The sequence below is a fragment of the Paenibacillus sp. XY044 genome, assembly GCF_002257645.1.
Lineage (GTDB): Bacteria > Bacillota > Bacilli > Paenibacillales > Paenibacillaceae > Paenibacillus_AQ.
Genome location: NZ_NQMO01000001.1, coordinates 678,845 through 698,711, shown reverse-complemented (window position 1 = coordinate 698,711; position 19,867 = coordinate 678,845). Strand labels below are relative to the sequence as shown.

Genomic DNA, 19,867 nt, shown 5'->3' with positions numbered 1-19,867 from the left:
TTAGGTGTTGATATTTACCTGTCGAATCAATTTCATAATGGATTAAACATGCGATAACGAAACGACATATAGACAAATAAAACCGTTTTGATCTATATATCGTCTTGATTAAAGCTGCTAATGGTATTATGAAATTGATTCCTGTCTGCAATAATTTATGTTTCATGCTTATGATAACATGTAGTGAATGTAATAGATTCTTTTGGATTGCTATATCGGTATTCCTCATAAAAAAACCCGGGAAGCAGCCACTTGGAATCAAGTGATCGCCTCCCGGGTTTTTGTTACCCCTCATCGTCAAGCGAGTGAATGCTCCCGCAGGATATCCTCAACGCGAACCGGCTGGCCCGTCTCCATGCTGCGCTCCATCGCGGCCATGACCGCCAGCGTTCGGATGCCTTCCCGAAGGTCCGGTTTCGGGATCTCTCCTTGATCAAGGCAGTCGGCAAAATATTCGATGTAGTTCTGGTACTCGCCGGCATGATGGCTATCCCCTTCGAAGCGGAAGTAATACGGCCGTTTTTCCTCAAAGGAGTGAACAGCGGTCTTCTCTTTATGGAAGTGGGTGTAGTATTCCAGCTTGGAGTACACTGCGCGGCTCGTACCGTTTGTTCCGCGCAGCGTACAGCTGATTCCCGGATCGACGCCGCGGAGCGCAGGGGTCGTATAGGAGCCGCTCACTTGAGCGATGCGTCCTTCACGGTCTCTCATCAGGAATCTCATCGTATCGGGTACAGAAAGACCATGCTCGCCGTTGGTGCTGCTCGAACGCCCGTATCCGAATACTTCCTCGATGTTCGGCAAATACCAGGCAGCCAGATCAACGGCATGTATCATAAAATTGTACATCCAGCTGAAGCCGGATTGCTTGCTCCAGCTGCGTTCCAGAAACCATCGGGCATCCGAAATGTAATACGCTTCGACGGCTTCCAGATCGCCATGCCGCCCGGCAATATAATCCTTCCGCTGATGAATCATCGGCTCAAAGAAGCGGCTGCTTTGTCCGACGAACAGATGCTTGCCGGATGCTTCCGATGCTTCGAGCACCTCATGAACGCCTTCTAGCGAATTCAGCATCGGCTTCGTGACGATGACATGCTTGCCTGCCTCGAACGCTTGCTTGATATGTCTCCCATGCCATTGATCCGGCGTATAAATAGCAATCACGTCAATGTTGGGATCATGCAGCAACTCATCATATTGAAGCGTGTAACGGGTTAACCCGAATTCGCGCGCTCTTTCCTTGCAGATGTCTTCATTGATATCGCACATATTGACGATCTCCCAGCGTTCACTTGCCTGTGCCGCCGAAAGGATGCTTCTTCCTTCTCCTAAGCCGATGACGCCCAGCCGATACATATCCTTTTTCATATACAGTTCAACTCCATTCCGGTGTAACTGGCTTTCCCTCAGCTATACAGCCAATCCAACGAGCGGGAGCTTTCACTGAACGGTGCTACGTCCCGCTCCTTCATCTGCTGGTCGCCGGCAATGACGCCGAGCACGGCATAGGCGCCCTTGCCAAGATTCAGCGTATGCCGCCCGGGCTCATACAAAAACGCGTGGACGTTAATGCTTGGGTAGAACGAAGTCTTGATCCCTTTGCGCAAAATAGGCGAGAGCCCTCCGCGATCATCCGCATGCGTATTCTCATCCAAAGTCGGTACCTGAAGCCACTGCGGATCGGATGAGTTGAAGTAGCCGACAAGCAGGCGCACCGGCGTATCCGTTTCGAACTCTAAGGACATGCCCCGGTTTGCGGCATTCTTACGGCTGAACCGGATTCCCTTTATGCCTTCCAGCTCTTCCGCGCAGCTCTGTATGTACACTTCGCCATCCGTGAACAGACTGCTGTCCTTCGTTACCTCAAAAACTTCTGCACCTTCGGTAATTAACCGAAACTCCGACTGCCGGTATGGCTCTAACCTCTGCTCATGGCTAACGTGATCAGGCAGTTTACCGGACTGCAGCTGTTTCACGTTAGATTCAAAGCATCTAAGCTCCTCCTCATAAATAGGAAGGCATTCTTTCCAATGCTTGTATTTCTTGCCGTCAGGGATCGGTATTTTGCGATGCGGGGTTTGCATGCTGTTTGCGTACAGGTAGGTGCGTTCCGTCAACGCTGTCAGCTTACGGTACCAATCCAGGCTTTCGCGAAGATCGGGAACAGCCTCCGCCAATACGTCCGTATGATCCAGATAGCTGCCGTTAACCTTATGCTTGTATCGAAGCACCTTGACGGCAGCGCGCACTTTGGCTCCATAAAATTTCATCAAATAGCGTATCGCTTCCACATCATTGACAATCCGTTCGTATTCTTCCCTATTGCTCGTGACGTGTGAGCCGGCCTGCTGAACGGCGACCCATGCCTGATCGGCAAACATCTCGGCCGATTCGATGGCATCGATCGGCGTCTCGCCGATGTGCGGCTCTCCGGCAGCTTCTCTCGCGGCATACAATTCCAGCCTCTCGCCTTGCGGCGCATGATCTTCCCAGAGCGCTCTGTAAGGGGAGTACCGGTCCGGATTCGTCAGCTGACTCAGTTTCATGCCCAGCGATAAGGTCTGCCTGTTCCCCTCCGTTATCCCGAAGCGGCGGAGAATCCGCGGCGCGCATTCCCCGAAAGCATCGTATGCTTCAAGCAGCAGGGCGCCCGCTTCGCGCGATCCGAACTTTGCGGCAAACTGCTCGGTCCAGTAGTACGTTTCCGTTTCCGGGTCCCTATCCGGATTCCATGCGTAGCGTGCCCAGGCAGCATACCATATCCAATCGCGATCGGCCTGCTTCAGCCTAGGCTCCGCCTTGTCTCCGCTATAAGGCCAATCCCAGTAAAACAACGGATACACATGCAGACCGTTCGCCTTCTGCCGATGCTTCGCTGCCTGCATGCTCTTTTGTATAAAAGCAGGCGCTCCGTAACGGAAGGGCTCCAGGTTCGCCAGAATGTGAATATTTACGATATGCACCGACTGCATGCTGCTTAAGTTCCGGTGGGTCTCCACCCAACCGCCCCTTGGCGTCCAGGTCGTCAGCGACTCGCCGTTGTATTTGGCTTCAGTATACAAATTCGGATACAGCGGGGCCGCCTTTTCGATGACCGGTTCCGCCTTGAGCGCGTGGGCACGCAGGATGATGGGCGGATAATCCTTCACGTTCAGATCACGGAGCCCTTCGTTCACGCCGGCAAGAATGGTATCCGTAAACCATTCCGCACCATAGACGCTTCCTTGAAGCGCTTCGCCCAGACACAGCATAAGCCCGACGCTTGGATAGGTCCGAACGAATGCCGCGACCGATTTCCGGGTATAGTCTGCGGTAATCGGCAGCGGTTTCGGCTGGTGAAGCTCGAGCCCGTGTTTCTCGGCAAACGGCAGCGGGATATGAATGTTGTAGAAATTCAGCACAACCCAAATGCCGCGTTTATCCGCCTCTTTCGTCAACCAGCTGAACGTCTCGAAATTGAGCTGATACTCCTCTTCCGTCACTTCCAGCGCTTCGGGATAATCTTCTACTTTGACCAAGGATGCGAAAGGATGCCCCGTCCAGATATACACGACATTGCTGCGCTGCCGGCACAGCATATCCAAATAGTCGATCCACATCGATTGATCATAAAACCAAGGGAACCGACCGGGCGTGATCGGATACTCATATGTACGCCGGGGGGGTTCGATCTCCGTCTTCTGCAGTCCAAGCACGGGTCCGCGCAAGACAAAATCCGGGTTCTCCCCATGCGCGAGCAGATTCGGAACTTTCCCTGCCGAGCGGATCCTACTTGCGAGTTCCATCGCTCCGTATAAGGCGCCCGTGTCATTTCCTCCGGATACGACGATCAAATTCCCCGGAAGTGTAGCTAAATAAAAGCCTTCCTTGCCCGGTTCCTGCGAATGGTAAATAAGCACCTCTTGCTGTTCCAAGGTTCGGATCAATTCCGACTCTTCGCGTTGACCGACATAAATTTTTAAATCCGGTGACTTTGCATAAGAAAACGCAGTCCATTCCTCATCTGCCATTTTCGTATCATAGCCACAGTCCTGCAGGGCGCTGATCAGCTGCTCTAATCCATGCTGCATCCGCGGTGTTGCATCACGTTGAATACTCAGCCATACGCTTGGGTTCATTGTTTGTAGCACCTCCGATTGCATCTTCAATTTCTTGTCATGGTTTTGGTTTTACGCCAACCTTTTACTGTACATCCGTCCCGCCGCCATGCCATGTCGTGAGAAGCCATGGATAAGCAGCGCGTCCGCTCACTTCGTGCACGCCCGGGAATATATCATACTGGAGCATGGACGCCGCGTTTTCCTCAAGATAAATGCCTTTAAGCACCTCGATCGCCTCCCGGACAGAAGCAGCTGGAAATATCGGGTCCTTCTCTCCCGATTCGATGAATAGCGGACGCGGGGCGATGAGGCCGATGAGCTCGGGAAGCTCAGCATAATCGAGTACGCCGGGAATGAAATTATCAATGCAGTGATTGATCGATAGAATGCTGCCTTTAAACGTATTGGTAAAAGCGCACAGAACCGCTGCCCGTATCCGCTCATCCAGCGCCGATGCATAGGCTGCGACCAAGCCGCCGCCGGAAAAGCCCATACAGCCGATTTGCCCGGAATTGACTTCAGGCCGGGATGCCAAATAATCCAGCGCCCTTAGCGCTTCGAATACGCGAAGTCCCGCAAGGGACATGCCGAACATCATCAGTTGGCCGGTCAGGGAAACGCAGGAGCTCCTTTCCTTGCCTGGTTTCGTGTCACGGATGAGCCTGCGATCGCCAAGGCCGATCATTTCCGGCGCAGCGACAATATGTCCCTGCTTCATGAGCTCGAGCGCGAAGCTGTTATGCCCGCCTTTCTTCTCTTGGATCGTGCCGTCTGCGGCAAGGCCCACGACCTCACGACTCCCGTAGCCATGGCCGTGCAGCGCCAGCATGCCCGGAAGCTTGCCGGACGCTGCCGGCTTCTTCGGAATTAGGATATAGACCGGCATTCGCAGTCCGGTGACCGTACCGATGTCGACGCGCTCCCGGATATAATCCTCATACTCGACGCGTTCCACAACAATCGGCTCAAGCGGCGAGCGCATGTCATCGAACGATCCTAGCGAAGACTGGAGCCGTTCTCTCAACAGCATTTTGCGCGCAGGGCGGCTTAGCTTGAAGTTCTCCTTTCTGGCATGGTCTGAATTTGCATACAGCATCTCCATAAAAGAATCAGGATTCCACAACGCTCGTTAACTCCTCTCTCTGAAAAAAGCTAAGTGTATGTTTGTTTACCGAGAAACCTCGCACTCGCCCACTGACTTATGCAAGCCTCAGAACATCGGGCCTTTAAGGCTTTAATGGTTCAACATCAATGATTAGGAAGCGTGAAGCAAAAACAAACTATTCCGTCGGAAGGCTGGTCTCCTCAGGATTCCATCCATCCTCCCCTGCCAGCACGCTGCTGACGCTTAACGTGGAGGCTGATTGTTCCGTCAGAACTTTAGCCCAACCGACCCGATCCGCCTGCAATGCACCCGGTCCCGTGCTTCCATATTCCGCATACCGCGACGTAATCTCTTTGCTTGGATCGCGCCAGTTATCCCAACCTGCCGGACGGATATGACGATCCATCCACGTATTTACAAAGATCGTGCTCCCGTATGGTTTCCATGGCCGGCCCAAGCTTACCGTCTCCGCGGTGGTGGATGACGTCAGCCTGCATTGAAGCAGCACGTAACCGTAAGGCTGCTCAATACCGGTCGAAGCTGCCGTCACATAGCCGTTATGACGGTTCAGATTATGCAGCTCGCATTCCTTGAACACGGCTGTCGCAGACCCGAACACGAAGTCTACCGTTCCTTCGATATAACAATGGTCGTATAATTGTCTGCCGTTTCCAGGCGTATACAAAGTATCCTGGTGTCCAAGGATTGCAACGTTCCGGAAGATGGCGCGATCCCCCGCCGCTTCAAGGGCGACGGCCTGGCCAGCGCGCTCCAGCCTGCTGGCTGAATTCGCAAAGGTCAGATCCTCCGCATGAAAGCCATTCGCCAGTACGGTAAACGTAGCCGTTTCGTACGTCGTCATTTTCTCGCCGTTCGGTTTTAATTTCGAGACCGAATCGTCATGCACGATGACGGCACCATCCCTGCTCTCGCCTCGTATGCAAAGGTTCGTCTTACTTGCCGGAACCGTTATTTTTTCGCGGTATTCCCCGTTATTCAAAATGATCAGCGTTCGTTCGGCGGCATGATCCGGCACAGCCGCGATCGCCTCCGCCACCGTAACAACATCTCCGTTTCCGTTCTGGTCCACCACAATGCTCCGCATATGGGCACCTCCTAGTTCGCTTTAGTCGATAACAGTTTTCGATAAATCGTCTCCAGTTCTTCAAGGGAGAACCGTTTGGGATTGTTATCCATGAGGCGGGTCACCTGCGACGCCCCACGGGCCATCGACGGAAGATCCTGCTCCGTCACGCCGTATTCCGCCAAATCCTGCGGGATGCCAATCCGATGCGTCCACTCCGCGATCTGTCCTAGCGCCCATTCGGCTTCTGCGCGGGCATGGCTGGCACGGCTTGCGAGTTGGCCCATGCCCTGCCGCATCGCTGCCGCTGCCAGCTCCAGTCTGCCGGTAATCTCGTCAAGCTGCATCTCCATGACATGGGGCAGGAGCATCGCATTCGCAGTGCCATGCGCAATACCGAATCGGCCGCCTAACGGATAGGCCATCGCATGCACGGCAGCGGTACCTGACACCGCAAGCGCCGCACCGCCGTACGCCGAGCCGTACAGCATCGCTGAGCGCGCACGAATGGAGCTTCCATCCTCGCATGCTTCGACGATGCTTCCGCTGATCAGCCGGATCGATTCAAGCGCAAACAAATCGCTGATCGGGTTCGCTTTTTGGCCTATGAACGATTCCAGCGCGTGGGTAAAAGCGTCCATTCCCGTTGACGCCGTCACGGCCTTCGGAAGCGTGAGCGTCAGCTCGGGATCCAGCACCGCGAGCCGGGGATATAAGCGGCGGCTTACGACTCCGATTTTCAATTGGCGCTCAGGCAGCGTCACGATCGCATTCGGCGTAACCTCCGCCCCCGTGCCCGATGTCGTTGGAATGAGTACGGTCGGAATGCCGTCATGTTCGAAGTTGTCTGTACCAAGCATTTCTTCGATCGGCTTACTGTTCGTCGCCAGCACGGAGAGCAGCTTGGTTGCGTCAAGCACGCTGCCGCCGCCTATTCCGATATAAGCCTCGTACGCTTCGCCATGGATCGCCGCATGAATGGCTTCAATCGCCGCCGCCGTCGGTTCGGGAAGAATGTCATCCCTGAGAATATCAGCGGCGATGTCCGAGTGCCGAAGCTGCTCCCGAAGCCTATCCGCAGTCCCGTTCCTCCTGAGGCTTTGCGTCGTGATGATCAGCGCACGCTTGATCGGACCGAGATGCTTCCGGATTTGCTCTGCGACGGAATGGAACGTTCCGGCCCCGGCCAGAATGGATCCGGCCGTCTGAAAAAGAACCGCCATAACCTTACCTCCCCTTCACGAAGCCCGCCTCGCTCAAAACTTGGGCAATCGTATTTCGCACCGCTTCGCTAACGGGCTGCACAGGCAGGCGCGGCGAACCAACCTCGACTCCGAGCTGGTTCATTACTTCCTTCAGGCCCGCGGGGATCGTCCCGAACTGCATCAGCTTGCGGACGACCGCGATGTCGGCCTGGGCCTTTGCAGCCTCAGCGGTCCGGCCGGCCAGCCAATCGTTGTAGACGGAGACGACCTTTTCCGGTGCGATATTCGCGGATGCGGCAATGGCGCCGGATCCGCCCGCCATTAGAACCGATAAGATGAAGGAGTCCGTGCCCGCAAGGACGGAAAAATCGTGATCCGTCTGTTGAATAAGCTGAAGCATATGCTCGAAATTACCGCTCGAATCCTTCACGCCAACGATATTGGGTATTTGCGACAGCGATGCAACCGTACCCGCTTCCAGCATGACGCCTGTGCGTGCCGGGATGTTGTAGAGAACGACCGGCAGATCAGTGGATCCCGCCGCCGCCGCAAAATGCTCATAGATCTCCGACGGATTCACCGGGACAAAGTAAGGCGTAATGATGGATAATACGTCTGCTCCCGCCTCCTCCAATTTCCGCGACAACGAAACAGTCTCCGCTGTCGTCACAGCGCCAGATCCGGCATAGAGCGGGACCTTGCCGGCAATTTCATCTGCCGCGATGCGCACCAGTTCAACCTTTTCGTCATCGCTCATCGCGAAAAACTCGCCGTTGGTCCCGAGAACGAATATTCCGTGGACCCCAGCCTGCAGCAAGCGGCGGATCATTTGACGGACAATTTTTTCATGCAGGCGCCCGTCGTCATCGAACGGGGTCACCATGGCAGGAATAACGCCTTGCGGTTTAATCATTTGGATTCACTCCCCTAAACGCCGCCGGATCCCGGCTTACGCGAGATACTCAGCGATAATTAATGCTTCCTTTGACCTCTTCTTCCTCCATCGACATGGCCGCACGAAAACGAAGGGCATGATGAAGCACCTCCGAAATGACCCATGACGGATTCCAGGTATTGGAGCGCCCTCGCCCCTGAAAATTGGATTGAAAAAATCCTTCCGCCTGTTCTCCAACGATAGTAAATCCCCATTCCCCCGGCTTGGTGCAAATGCCTTGGCCAAGGGCGTCAAAGATCATCCGGCCCAGCCTTACGTACATTTCATTTTTAATGAGGAGTCCGAATCGCCACAGCTCATACGTCGGAAAGAAGACGTCGAGATGATGATTCTGCACACTCACCCCAGGCCAGCCCACGGCATTGAATCCCCGCTCCCTGAACGCCGTCCCTTGGTCATAAGCCGGATTCCACATATACACGTAAGTAAGAATCCAGTCTGCCGCGACGACTGCCCATGCCCGGTATTCAGCTTCACCTGTGAGACGGAACAGCTCGTAGGCCGCGATGAAGAAAAACATCCCCGCCTCCTTGTCCTCGCATCTTGCATCCAGCGTAGACCGCGCAAATGGCCGCTCAAAGGTTCTGGCATGCAGCTCATAATAGCGTTCCATGGAGGATGTCGAGATATCAAGGTAGGCGCTTTCACCCGTTACCTGGTACACTTTCAGTAATGCGATGACACACGGAATGCCGGCTGCCGTAATTTCCGTCTCCGCTGCATGGCCATTCAAGCGCCAGGTCGCCGGAAAGATACCTGAGGACGTTGTGGCTTTAAGTAAGAAATCCGCAGATTGTTTCAGCTCAGCCGTCCATTCGTCAGGCACCGCTTCGCCCCTGCTGCGAAATAGCAAAATAATGTCCGCCAAGTCGCTCACCGTTTCTCCAAAAGCGCGGCTTGAGACGACCGGCTCCTGCTGCCGGTGGAAATGGTCCCACCGGCAGTCCGCCAGATGGTACGAGCTGCTTCGAAGTCCTGGCACGGCTGTACCGCTTCCTTGTAGATAAAAGTTCACTGCTTTTTTGCATCGCAGGACGCGATCGGAATCCTGCTCGTCGAATCCGACTAACGCATCGCACCATGCCAGCTTCAAGCACTGTCCCGTCCAGCCGTACATATAATGCAGCCCATGCTTCGATACGAGTCCGAATGAATTCCGGTCATTGAACTTCACATAACCGGCAGCATGCTCCGTCTCCCTCCAGCGGTCATCCATCGCCTGTGTCTTCAATCTGATCAACTCTTCAAGCGAATGCGGGGCTGCGCCTCTCGGATCGTACAGCCGAACGGCGCGATGAACGACTTGCGAGAAAGCGCGGCCCGGCACCTGCTGTGGACCCCATTCCAACACATAATGTTTGGTCAGGGAGAAACCCGGGGGGAAATCGGTATAGCCGCCGGCATAAGGTCCCGTCAAGCTTTTGCTCACATACACGATATCCTTTTCGCCATTGAACATCAGCACGCCGCTCATGGCCGCCAGCGAAATATTCCCGTTTCGCCTGTAAGCACCAAGCGAGCCGTAATGGACGGTGCCGTCTTCCGATTCAATATAAGAGGGCAGCGAGAACAAGGTCAACGATCTTTGATGATGGTGATCCTCTTCCCATTCCACGTTCACGCAAGGAATCGGCAGCCGATGCTCTTCGCAAATGAATCCTTGGCCTTCTCCTACTCCGAGGCGAGGCACGTGCCTAGCCGGATCGGCAGACGGATTGTTATTGTAGATCATATGTGGAATGGTCACATTTTCCTTGCCGCTGGTGACAAGCTCCCATTCCAGCCCCACGGCAGCGTCTTTCAAAGTTACGTCTCCAGGGTTTTCCCATGTCACATTCACCCGGAGCAGTCCTTCCGCATCGAAGCTCAGCTCGATCGCAAGGTGCAGTTCCCCGCAATCCGCCTCCACGAGCAGCATATCGTCATGGCACTCGATCCGCGAAGAATTAAGCCTTATCCGATCGGCGCGCCATGGACGACCTTGAGAGCTCACCGCCATATGGCTTAACGAATCGCTAAAATAAGGTTTGGCGTCACCCCCGCAGGACAGCTGCCAATAAATGTCGTTGTCCGACTGCCGCAGCTCAACGATTCGATTGCCGGCACGATTTGCCAGCCGGAATGTCTTCATTCCGCCACGCTCCTTCCCTATCGTCTCTACATCCGAATGGGATCAATCCCCGTCTCCTACGGCCAGCAGCGGCTCTGTATCCTGCTCTTCGAATGTGCCGGTTACCGAACCATCGCTAATCCTTAGCAGACGAATTGCATAGTACAGCTTACCCGGCAGCTTGATCACGAACCGTTCTTGAAAGGTCTGGTCCAGCCTGGCGAGCTTCATGTTCCAGGTATCGATCAGGTCCGCTGTGAATTCGCCGCTTGGCATCGCGAACAAGCGTGACGTGCAGCGATGCGCGCCAAAATACGACAGAGCGTATTCGCCTTGCCGCTCAATCGTCGATACGTCATGACGCATTCTGTTGTACGACAGGAAGTCCGGTGCATCGGAGAGCAGTTTGCGCAAAAAAGCGATGCGCGGCCAGCTCTCCCCTTGCAGCTCGCCGCCATGAATGGACCAGCACGTTTCCCCGGAGCCGATGAGTGATTCTCCATGGGTCACATATCCGCCGCGGGTCAGGCCTTCCCAAATCCGGTACACCAGCTCTTCCGGCGTCAGCGCGTTTTCTTTTCCCGGTCCGGTTCCTTCAAAGCCGCAGTGGTCAAGGATGACCGGTTTTTCATATTGCAGCGTAAAGCTTGAAGCAATCGTCACTTCCTCATGACGAAGACTGATATGGGTCAGCCACGGAACACCCCAATCATAAGCGGCAGGTGCACCGTGAATCGTGCGTAAATGCTGGCCGTAATCGCATTCGCTAACGATTTGAAAAGCGCGTCGCCAATCTTTATCCCGTCCCGGCGTGCCGTCTCCCAAATCCGCTATCGTCCACCATACGTTGTGATAAGCGGCCAAACGCGACACGACATAGCGGATATAACGGTCTTCCTGCACCGGCGTCAGCTGAACTTCCGCTTCGTCTGCCGGGAAGAGCGTAAGTTCCGCCTCGATCCCATGCTGTGCCAGCGCCTGCAGGCATTCCTCCACTCTGGAGAAATAAGCGGGGTCATAGCGATCGAAGTCGAGCTTGCCGCCTTCTCCAGCCGCGAACGGCGAGAAGACGGATTCGCACGGCCCTCTGTATTCCGCATTCGGCATCAAGCTCATACGCGCTTTATTGAAAGCCGAGGTTTGCAGCGTACGGATCGTCTTGGCACGGCTTGCGTCGTTCTGGATATGCCATGCCGACAGTTCCGTACCAAACGGCGTATATGTCGTTCCATCCGCATAAGCGAAATGCGTCGCGCCGGCCACGCGTACCGGTCCATGCACGCCGGTATCCGCCGGCAGGCAAAGTAACTCCCCCTTCAATCCGCCATTAGGGAGCGAGGGACCATCCAAATGGAACGACCACTCCCCTTCTTCGTCCGGCATGAAGCGGACAATCAACAACTCGTTCCCGTCGTAGAAGCCGTCCGCATGAAACTGCCGTTCTCCCTTCTCAAAAACAGCGCGGAGCCCTGCTTCCGCGTACAATGCTTCATCCGGATCGCACGGCAGCCGCAGTTCAAACACTTCCCAACGTTTTACCGTATCTTCGTATTGCATCAATCGTTTTCCACTCCTCTCTCATATAGTGCGACCGCTCATACGGCTTGAAGGCGCAAGGCGGTATAAGGCTGCGCCGGCAGCGACACCTCGGTCTGTCCCGAATACGTGCCTGTTACTTTTGATACCGACATGTTCCAAATATCAATGAGCTCGATCCGGTATTGCCGGTCGGAAGGCATCGGCAGCTTATAGGACGAGAAGCGGTATTTGCCCAAATAAATCAGCGCATAGGAGCCTTCCTCACGCGCACCCATCCAATCCTCAGGTCCTTCCTCCATCAGCTGGCGCAGGAAACGGATGCGTTCGGGACTTTCCCCGTACAGCCGTCCTCCACGCGATATCCAGGCGCCCTTAGGCTTATTTTCGAAGCACTCGCCGTGCGCAACGAAACCGCCTCTCGTCATTCCTTCCCAGTACCGGTCCATCAGTTCGAGACCTGTAATATTCCCCCAGCGTTTAGCGACGTTGCCCTCATAGGATATTTCGTCGATGACGACCGGTTTGTACGCCTTGGCCAGCAGCTCTGTCGTCGCGCCCGCATCCCAATGCTGAATGCTTTGATGCGTGAGCCACGATTTGGTGAAATCGTACACGGTAGCATGCTCATACATCTTTGTTCCGTTATGAATCGAACGAAGATGCTGGTAAGGATCTATGCGCTGCACATATTGGATCAGCCGGTCCCAATCCTCCACCGTCTTCATCCGGTTGAAATCGTATTCGTTCGATAATGACCACCACACATTGCGAAACGCACCGAGACGAGCGATGACATAGCGCAAGTAATAGAAATCCTGCTCATTCGACAAGCTGTTAAAGCCCCATCCTCCCTCTTTATCGTAAGGGTGGAACAGAATGAGGTCCGCTTCGACGCCGATCTGCATCAGCTCACGTATGCAATGTTCCAGATGGGCGAAGAAAGCCGGGTTAAACCGGGTCGTGTCCGCGTCTTCGGGACATGTGCCCTCATAAGCCACTGCGCCCGGGCGCATATCCCGCGTGGGTAGCAGACACATTCGCACCTTATTGAACGGCGACTTCCGGAGTTCCTCAATCGTTAACCTCTCATGCTCCTCGTTCCCTGTATGGGTCCAGTGGTAGCATGTCGTTCCAAACGGAAGGAAAGGCGTTCCGTCCTCGTATTCGAATAAGCAGCCTTTGTGGACGCGGACCGGTCCATGATTGTCCGTCGAAGCTTTTTTACATACAAAGCTGCCTGATAGACCGTCAAGCTCCACGGCGCTGCTCTTCGTGGTGAAGCGCCAAGTCCCTTCCCGGTCCGGCATGAAGCGGATTCGGTAAAGCCCCGCCCCGTCATAGAACCCGTTTACTGCAATCCGGTCATTCCGGTAATGAAATTCCGCCGACAGATCCACATCTTGAAATGGATTCCCATCCGCAGGCCCTTTTAATGTCATTTCAAACATTCCCCAACGTTCGACTTCTTGCATCTCCATGAACTTACTCCCCCCTCTATATACATCGCTATTCGACCAGTCCAGTCCGCTCGACCCCTTCAACGAACCAGCGCTGCGTGAACATATACAGCACGAGCGGCGGCATCACGGATAGAAATGACCTCGCCATTTCAAGCGACTGCGCGAATATTTTCCCTTCTTCGGTCGACGCGGCCGTCGCCGCCTTCGCCAGTGCGATCGACAGCGGCACATCCTGCATCTTGAACAAGAACATCATCGGGAAATAGCTGTCGTTCCAATTCCATACGAAGGAGAACAAGAACACAACGACAATGGCCGGTGTCGCAATCGGCAGCATCACCTTAAAGAAAACACGGTATATGCTTGCACCGTCGATTTTCGCGGCTTCCTCCAGCTCCTTCGGGAGAACGGAAAAAAATTGACGGTAAATAATCACATACAGCGCGCCCTTCAATCCATGCCCAAACAGCGTGGGGATGATCATCGGGAAATAGGTGTCAACCCAGCCTACTTCCCGGTACATCAGAATCAACGGCAGCACGGTGACCTGCGGCGGAATAATGAATGTGAAGATCAGGCATGCGAACCAAAACTTCTTAAACGGAAATTTCAATCTCGCGAATGCATAACCCGCCATGGCGCAGGCGATAAGCTGAATGAGCGAAGCTGCGAGGGACAGGCTGGCGCTGACCCCGAACGAAACCGGGTAGTTCAGCGACGTCCATGCTTCTTTCAGATGTCCCCAATAGATCGTCTTCGGTATCCAATTTACGGTCGGATCCAGTAAGTCGCTCAGTCCTTTGACCATGGTGGAGATCATATAAAAAATAGGGTTCAGATACAGGTACGCCGTTTCGATCAGCACAATATAAATGAACAGACGGAAGATCAGCCCCTTGTCGGCTTCCCGTCCGAACAACAGGATCCGAATACGCTCGCCGAGTCCGTATAATCCGGAGCGCATATGCTGCCTCCTCAGGACTTCTATCACTTTCTCCATCTTGGTTTCCCCCTACCTCGTAAATGTCGTGCCTCGAGACGCTTTTCCCAGCACCAGGAATACAAGCCCCAAGAACAGCAAGATGATGATGAAATAAACCCAGATCAACGCACTCGTAGGTCCATACTGCGTCGGATTGACACTCGCGATGATCGGATTCCCGGGGAACGTAAACAAGTCTACGACCGTGTATACCGTATTCAATAGCACAAACGGCATCATCGCCGGCAGTGTTATTTTCCAGAATACCTCCCATGGATTGGCTCCATCAATGCGCGCGGCCTCGTAAACCGATGACGAGATCGTCTGCCGTCCCGCAAGAAACAACAGAATTTGAACGCCGGAATACCACAGGATCAGGATGAAGGAATTCAGGACGGTGACGATGGGTGTTGACCAAGAGCCAGGCAAGTATTGCGTGAGCGCCGTCGAAATGGAATATTTCTCGAGGAACCCAAGCTCCCCTCTGCCCTGGCTTAGGAAACGCTGAATGACGTTGCCCGAAGAAAATATAACCGGGAGAAAAAAGATGGCCCGGAATAAGCCTCTTCCGAAAAACTTTTGGTTCAGCATAATCGCAATCATGAACGAGAATATGACGATGATTGGAATCATGAACAATACTTGTCGCAAAAACGGAAGCAGCTGATCGTAAAAGACGCCGCCGTCTTGGAACAAAATATTCGAATAATATTTCCATCCGACGAATTCGGTAAAAATACCGTTCCCGGTAATGCGTACGCTGTGAAAGCTCATATACAGCGAGTAGCAGAGAGGAAACGAAACGAATAACAGGAACCCGATGATCCAAGGCAAGATGAGCAATATTCCTTCATAACGCTGGGTGAAAACGCTCTTTATACGAATCCAGCCGCTCATGGCTCCTCACCTCCTTTCACGACGATAAAATCATTTCCTGGAATCTGCCGGCCGTCAACTGTCACTTGCGCATCGTTGTAGTTCACGATGATTTTCTGCCCATTCGCATATACAGTCTCCTTCACATTGGAGGCAACCGTCCGATTACTCGTGATGAACTGGTCCTGGACATCCCTGAGCGCTTCGCTAAATCGCTTGTACTCTTGCAGGATCGAAGGTTCCCACTCGTCAAAATTCAGACTGTACTGCCAAACCGAGTATGCCCGCTTCATCGTCTCCGTCTTGGCATGCATCACGCCGAACGTCGGAGCCGCCCCATATTCGATGCTGCGCAGGAAGTCTTTCTGATACTCGTCTCTTGCATTCCCCCAGTTCATCGTATATGGCACCAGACCATGCAGCACCATTTGCGCAAACGGCACGGCTTCATCCAAAAATAGATCGTAAGAGTAGTCCCCCGGAATGAACCGAACCGCATTGGTCTTCTGAAGAGCATAGGCATTGCCGCCCATCGTGGTCACGGTGGAAAACTTCGACTTGACCGTATTGATAAATTCCTGCTGCAGTTTCGCGGCCTCGCTGCGGCTTGCAGCATATTTCCGGTTGTAGTCGCTGTCCAGGTTCGAGCCCGTGCCGGCGATCGCCAGTCCATCGACTCCCAAAGCCTTGAACGAATCGATCCGGCTCTTGATTCTGTCCAGCGAAACCGCTGCACTGACCAAAGCGATCTGATCATTCGCCTCGCGGCGGTTAAACTTCAGTATTCCTCCCGACTGATCCTGCATCGCTTCTCTTTTCGGGTTAAAATCGCCGCCGTCCGTATTCATGGAATAATTCGTCTCAAGAAGAAGCGTGTCTCCTTTGGACTTCGTGTACTCGGCCAAACTTTTCATCCCCGCATTGCCGCCCAGATGCTTATCGACCTGCGTTCCGAACCCGAACCGGCTGACCCCTCCGGTCTGCCATCCTTGATAGGTAGCCACGATAAGCGGTATGCCCTGCGAATGCAGGCGATCCAGGATCGATTGCGCCTCATCCGTCGTCGTTCCGGGAATATACTTGCTCTGAAGGAAGCCCTTCTGCGAATCGCCGCCAATGATATCGAGAAATAACGGGAGCGGCGATCCGGCTGTCTGAAGCTGCTTCATATTTTGCTCTTCCATTAAATATTGGCGGTACTTTGCGGCCATGCCGGAGTAGTCGCTCGCTGATTCGGGAAGAACGTAATAACGGACCACCCGATCCTCACCCAACCTGGCTTTGCTGTACGTATTAAAACCTGTCGTGTGGTCGACCGAAGTCGGTTGGAAATACTGCATGCGATATTCCTGTTCAATCGTAGCCCAGGCGTATTTGCTGTATACGCCTGATTGCGCCGCATAAATATCGCCGTATTCTGCGCCTTGATCCGCAACGGCCAGGAAAGCGCTGCTGCCCGACTTGATGCCGTAGATCGGCATCGTGACTGGATTGCGATTCGTAAAAATCGGGGTGTACGCGCTATCCGGTCCGTATATAGGTTCACGGTACACGCTGCGGTCATTCGTGATATTCTCCTTCAGGTTATAGATTGCGCCTGAACCATCCGGCAGCAGAATATAACCCTCCTGCCCGCGGGGCTGGGAAGCGCCGAGAAAAGGATAGGTCTTTAAGCTGAGCAGCTGGTCCTTCCCCTCGGCAATGCCCGAATCGATGACCTTTGTTACTACGTAATCGTCCTTAATCGTGACTTCGACCGGAATGATTAAATGGAGCGAAGGGAGTGCGAAAGTTACCGCGAATCCGTTCTCGACCGGTTTCCAGCTCGTAATGCCGCCTTTTTGCGACAGCAAGCTGCTTACCAAGATTTCGGTCTGTTTTGTCGTATCGACCGTCTCCATCATGATTGGCGAGAGAAGATTGCTGCGCCAATTGCCGCTAATGGTCTCATACTGCCAATCGTCCGGATTCGGGTATGACCGCAGCTCATGTCCGTCCCTTTTATCACGGACTTTGAAATGTCCGGTATGCTTATCCGCATACAGGACAAGCGTGCCGGTTTCTGCTACCTGCACAAAGTCGGCATCATTCGGCAAATCGCCGCTTGTGCTGACTGCCGGTTGCAAGTCAGCAGGAATGTCAGCCTGTGCAGCCTGCGCTTGTTCGGCCGCACCTGATGTACCGCTGACGGAATGCGTCCATATGTAAATGCCGGCCGCCGCCGCAATCAGAACGCAAACGGCTGCGGGAAGCAGCTTGGTCAGCTTGAAGTCTCGCTCTTTTGCCCTCGTCAACGCACCGACACCTCCTGAACGACCGAATAGATGAAGCTGCGCAGCTCTGTAGTAAGACCGAACAGGATGAAGCACAGCACTCCGATAATGACCATCGTACCGACGGTGTACAGTAAATTAACGGCCGTCTCGCCAACGGTATAGTTTTGAATCGACATCACCTTCCAGATGAGCAGCAAAAACACCCACACGTACATCCCCTGGTGAAGAAATTGATAGATGGATTCTTCGCTTAACGACATGCCGTTCGATATGAGCGTCAATGGCAGGCCTATGACGATAAACGGCATAAGCGCATAAGAGCTGCCGATAAATACGTCCTTAAACCGGCCTTCCCCGCGCATAATGCTGCTGACCAAATAGTTGGAAACCACCCATCCGACCCATACCAAGAAAAACTGCAGAAAAACGGTCATTGCACTCAGCGCCTTGATCGCTTCGTCGTTAAAGGAAAAGCTCGTATAGGATCGGATTACAGCATAAGAGATATAGGCAAGCACAAGGACGACGCAAGCGCTCAAGTAGCTGCCTTTATGTTCGTGCCGGAGCGCAGAGAAGCCGTCAACCGGATGCCGCAAAACATAGAATGTATGCCTTAATTGCCCTACAAACCGTGAGGTCAGCCGAACACGCGACAGCTTCAACCGACTCAGTGCCGGATAGCGTTTGGCAGCAATCCTATACAGGATGTACAGCACAACGACGCCGATCAAGATGTTCATAAAGAGGCCGAATCGATCCTGAAGCCACTGCAGACGGATTTGCCAGAACGCATTGGAGTACCCTTTTTGTATCCCTGCCTGAAGGTATAGCTTCTTGGCTTCCGGATAATCTCCGCGGGCATACGCCGCCTGGGCGAGCCCAATGACAGCCGGCGTATAATACGCGTTCAGATGCAGCACTTCGCGCCAGGCGGGCTCGGCATCCTTATATCTTCCGTCGATGGTCAGATTGTTCGCTTTATAGACGAGCGCACCGAATTCCGTTTGGCGGAACTTCTGAATCAGGTTTGCATTGTTGTCCAGAATATAAATCTGATTCTGTGAATTGATGTCGATCGCCGCCGGGCTCTTCACGATGCCAAGCTGAGTGGTGTTCGGACTTGCGTCACCAGACCAGAAAAACAGCAGGTTGCCGAACGTGTCATATTGGCTGACCACCTTCGATTCGCTGTCGATGACGGAGAAATTCCCGAGCTGGTCAACCGCGATATCGGTTAAGTTCGGGACCTGGCTCTTAGCTGCAAACCGAATTTCGCCGAATGTATCATTGCCTGTTCCCGTTGAGTTATCGGAAGCGAGAAAATCTTTGCCAGCGTAATTCAGCTTCTTCACTTGCGAGCTCTTTAGCTGTTCACCAAACGAGACGGTGTACACAAAGCCGCGTTCGTCAATGTTTACATTGTTGATTGCGGGAGGCAGCTTGCTGATTTGCTTCTCGTACATTGCTTTCGTATAAATTTTTCGCTTAATGGAGTCCAGGAGCGTGAACGGCGCCTTGTTCGCAGCAAAGAATCGGACGAATCCGCCATCAGGGTCGAGCTGAAGGAGCCCGTTATAGCTGCCCAGCGATACGATGTATAAATATCCCCGCTTATCTACAGCGACCTTAATCGGTTCAAAACGGTATCCCCCTGGAATGAACCGCGATTTCGGAAGCGTGTATTCCTTCAGCAGCTTCCCCTCGGGACTCAGCATCACGATTCGTGCATTGCCGGTATCGGCCACATAAATATTGCCCTTCCCGTCCACGTACAGTCCTTTCGGACTCGACAGCGGCTTTTCCGGGAGTGTCGGGAGTACCCGATCAAACGTCCCGTCCTGCTGAAAGACGACGATCCGGTTGTTTCCCGTATCGGCGACGTATATGACATCCTGCGAATCAACGAACAGATCGCCGGGCTGTGCAAGAGGCGACAGCACCTGCTTGTGCGGATCGTCCGGATCGGGGATGAAAATATCCCTGCCCAACACTTGCTCTGGCGCGAATGCAGCCTGCGTCCATACCAGTGAATCCGTATCGCTTTTATAATTTGTTGCATAAGGATAATCGGCGGATGCAACCGCCGGATAACCGACCCATACGAGGCACACGGCCAAAAAGCCCCACAGGAGACGGATCATTTTCAACTTTACCGGCTTCATAAGTTCTCCT

13 protein-coding genes are annotated in these 19,867 nt (G+C 53.7%); all 13 read right to left on the bottom strand.

Translation table 11 applies throughout. From position 1 onward, the window contains the following. Window positions 1-297: 297 nt before the first annotated feature. Window positions 298-1,371, bottom strand: a complete 1,074-nt coding sequence (locus tag CJP46_RS03440) for a Gfo/Idh/MocA family protein (RefSeq protein ID WP_218831021.1) — start codon at window positions 1,369-1,371, stop codon at window positions 298-300. A 38-nt stretch (window positions 1,372-1,409) separates the two neighbouring features. Beyond that, window positions 1,410-4,121, bottom strand: a complete 2,712-nt coding sequence (locus CJP46_RS03435) for a beta-N-acetylhexosaminidase family protein (RefSeq protein WP_094594190.1) — start codon at window positions 4,119-4,121, stop codon at window positions 1,410-1,412. A 64-nt stretch (window positions 4,122-4,185) separates the two neighbouring features. Then, window positions 4,186-5,226, bottom strand: coding sequence for a dienelactone hydrolase family protein (locus tag CJP46_RS03430; protein WP_094594189.1), 1,041 nt, complete (start codon window positions 5,224-5,226; stop codon window positions 4,186-4,188). A 157-nt stretch (window positions 5,227-5,383) separates the two neighbouring features. Beyond that, window positions 5,384-6,313 (bottom strand): pectinesterase family protein, encoded by a 930-nt coding sequence (locus CJP46_RS03425; protein WP_094594188.1) that lies wholly within the window; start codon window positions 6,311-6,313, stop codon window positions 5,384-5,386. Window positions 6,314-6,324: 11 nt separating this feature from the next. Continuing rightward, complete coding sequence (locus tag CJP46_RS03420) at window positions 6,325-7,515, bottom strand: iron-containing alcohol dehydrogenase (RefSeq protein ID WP_094594187.1); 1,191 nt, start codon at window positions 7,513-7,515, stop codon at window positions 6,325-6,327. Window positions 7,516-7,519: 4 nt separating this feature from the next. Beyond that, window positions 7,520-8,410 (bottom strand): 4-hydroxy-tetrahydrodipicolinate synthase, encoded by an 891-nt coding sequence (dapA, locus tag CJP46_RS03415; protein WP_094594186.1) that lies wholly within the window; start codon window positions 8,408-8,410, stop codon window positions 7,520-7,522. Between the two features lie 49 nt (window positions 8,411-8,459). After that, window positions 8,460-10,583, bottom strand: a complete 2,124-nt coding sequence (locus CJP46_RS03410; protein WP_094594185.1) for a hypothetical protein — start codon at window positions 10,581-10,583, stop codon at window positions 8,460-8,462. 42 nt (window positions 10,584-10,625) lie between these two features. Then, window positions 10,626-12,119, bottom strand: coding sequence for a DUF5605 domain-containing protein (locus CJP46_RS03405; RefSeq protein ID WP_094594184.1), 1,494 nt, complete (start codon window positions 12,117-12,119; stop codon window positions 10,626-10,628). Window positions 12,120-12,157: 38 nt separating this feature from the next. Further along, window positions 12,158-13,579 carry a DUF5060 domain-containing protein gene (locus CJP46_RS03400; RefSeq protein WP_094594183.1) on the bottom strand — a complete coding sequence of 474 codons (1,422 nt, stop codon included), beginning with the start codon at window positions 13,577-13,579 and terminating at the stop codon, window positions 12,158-12,160. A gap of 28 nt (window positions 13,580-13,607) precedes the next feature. Further along, the gene (locus CJP46_RS03395) at window positions 13,608-14,561 is read right to left on the bottom strand and encodes a carbohydrate ABC transporter permease (protein ID WP_094594182.1); all 954 of its coding nucleotides are present in this window, start codon (window positions 14,559-14,561) and stop codon (window positions 13,608-13,610) included. A gap of 12 nt (window positions 14,562-14,573) precedes the next feature. Then, window positions 14,574-15,440: a carbohydrate ABC transporter permease gene (locus CJP46_RS03390; protein WP_094594181.1), complete on the bottom strand. Its 867-nt coding sequence runs from the start codon at window positions 15,438-15,440 to the stop codon at window positions 14,574-14,576. Next, on the bottom strand, window positions 15,437-17,713 hold the full coding sequence (locus CJP46_RS03385) for a DUF5696 domain-containing protein (RefSeq protein ID WP_094594180.1): 2,277 nt from the start codon (window positions 17,711-17,713) through the stop codon (window positions 15,437-15,439). The genes CJP46_RS03390 and CJP46_RS03385 overlap by 4 nt, the downstream gene beginning before the upstream one ends. Beyond that, entirely contained in the window at window positions 17,710-19,857 is a 2,148-nt protein-coding gene (locus CJP46_RS03380) for a YIP1 family protein (protein WP_094594179.1), read from the bottom strand. Before CJP46_RS03380 ends, CJP46_RS03385 begins: the two co-directional genes overlap by 4 nt. Window positions 19,858-19,867: the final 10 nt, after the last annotated feature.

Bases quoted from the DNA above. Each gene is read 5' to 3' on its own strand.
- CJP46_RS03405 (WP_094594184.1), bottom strand. From the start codon at position 12,119: ATGCAATACGAAGATACGGTAAAACGTTGGGAAGTGTTTGAACTGCGG.
- CJP46_RS03395 (WP_094594182.1), bottom strand. From the start codon at position 14,561: ATGGAGAAAGTGATAGAAGTCCTGAGGAGGCAGCATATGCGCTCCGGA.
- CJP46_RS03390 (WP_094594181.1), bottom strand. From the start codon at position 15,440: ATGAGCGGCTGGATTCGTATAAAGAGCGTTTTCACCCAGCGTTATGAA.
- CJP46_RS03440 (WP_218831021.1), bottom strand. From the start codon at position 1,371: ATGAAAAAGGATATGTATCGGCTGGGCGTCATCGGCTTAGGAGAAGGA.
- CJP46_RS03435 (WP_094594190.1), bottom strand. From the start codon at position 4,121: ATGAACCCAAGCGTATGGCTGAGTATTCAACGTGATGCAACACCGCGG.
- CJP46_RS03400 (WP_094594183.1), bottom strand. From the start codon at position 13,579: ATGGAGATGCAAGAAGTCGAACGTTGGGGAATGTTTGAAATGACATTA.
- dapA (WP_094594186.1), bottom strand. From the start codon at position 8,410: ATGATTAAACCGCAAGGCGTTATTCCTGCCATGGTGACCCCGTTCGAT.
- CJP46_RS03410 (WP_094594185.1), bottom strand. From the start codon at position 10,583: ATGAAGACATTCCGGCTGGCAAATCGTGCCGGCAATCGAATCGTTGAG.
- CJP46_RS03420 (WP_094594187.1), bottom strand. From the start codon at position 7,515: ATGGCGGTTCTTTTTCAGACGGCCGGATCCATTCTGGCCGGGGCCGGA.
- CJP46_RS03425 (WP_094594188.1), bottom strand. From the start codon at position 6,313: ATGCGGAGCATTGTGGTGGACCAGAACGGAAACGGAGATGTTGTTACG.
- CJP46_RS03380 (WP_094594179.1), bottom strand. From the start codon at position 19,857: ATGAAGCCGGTAAAGTTGAAAATGATCCGTCTCCTGTGGGGCTTTTTG.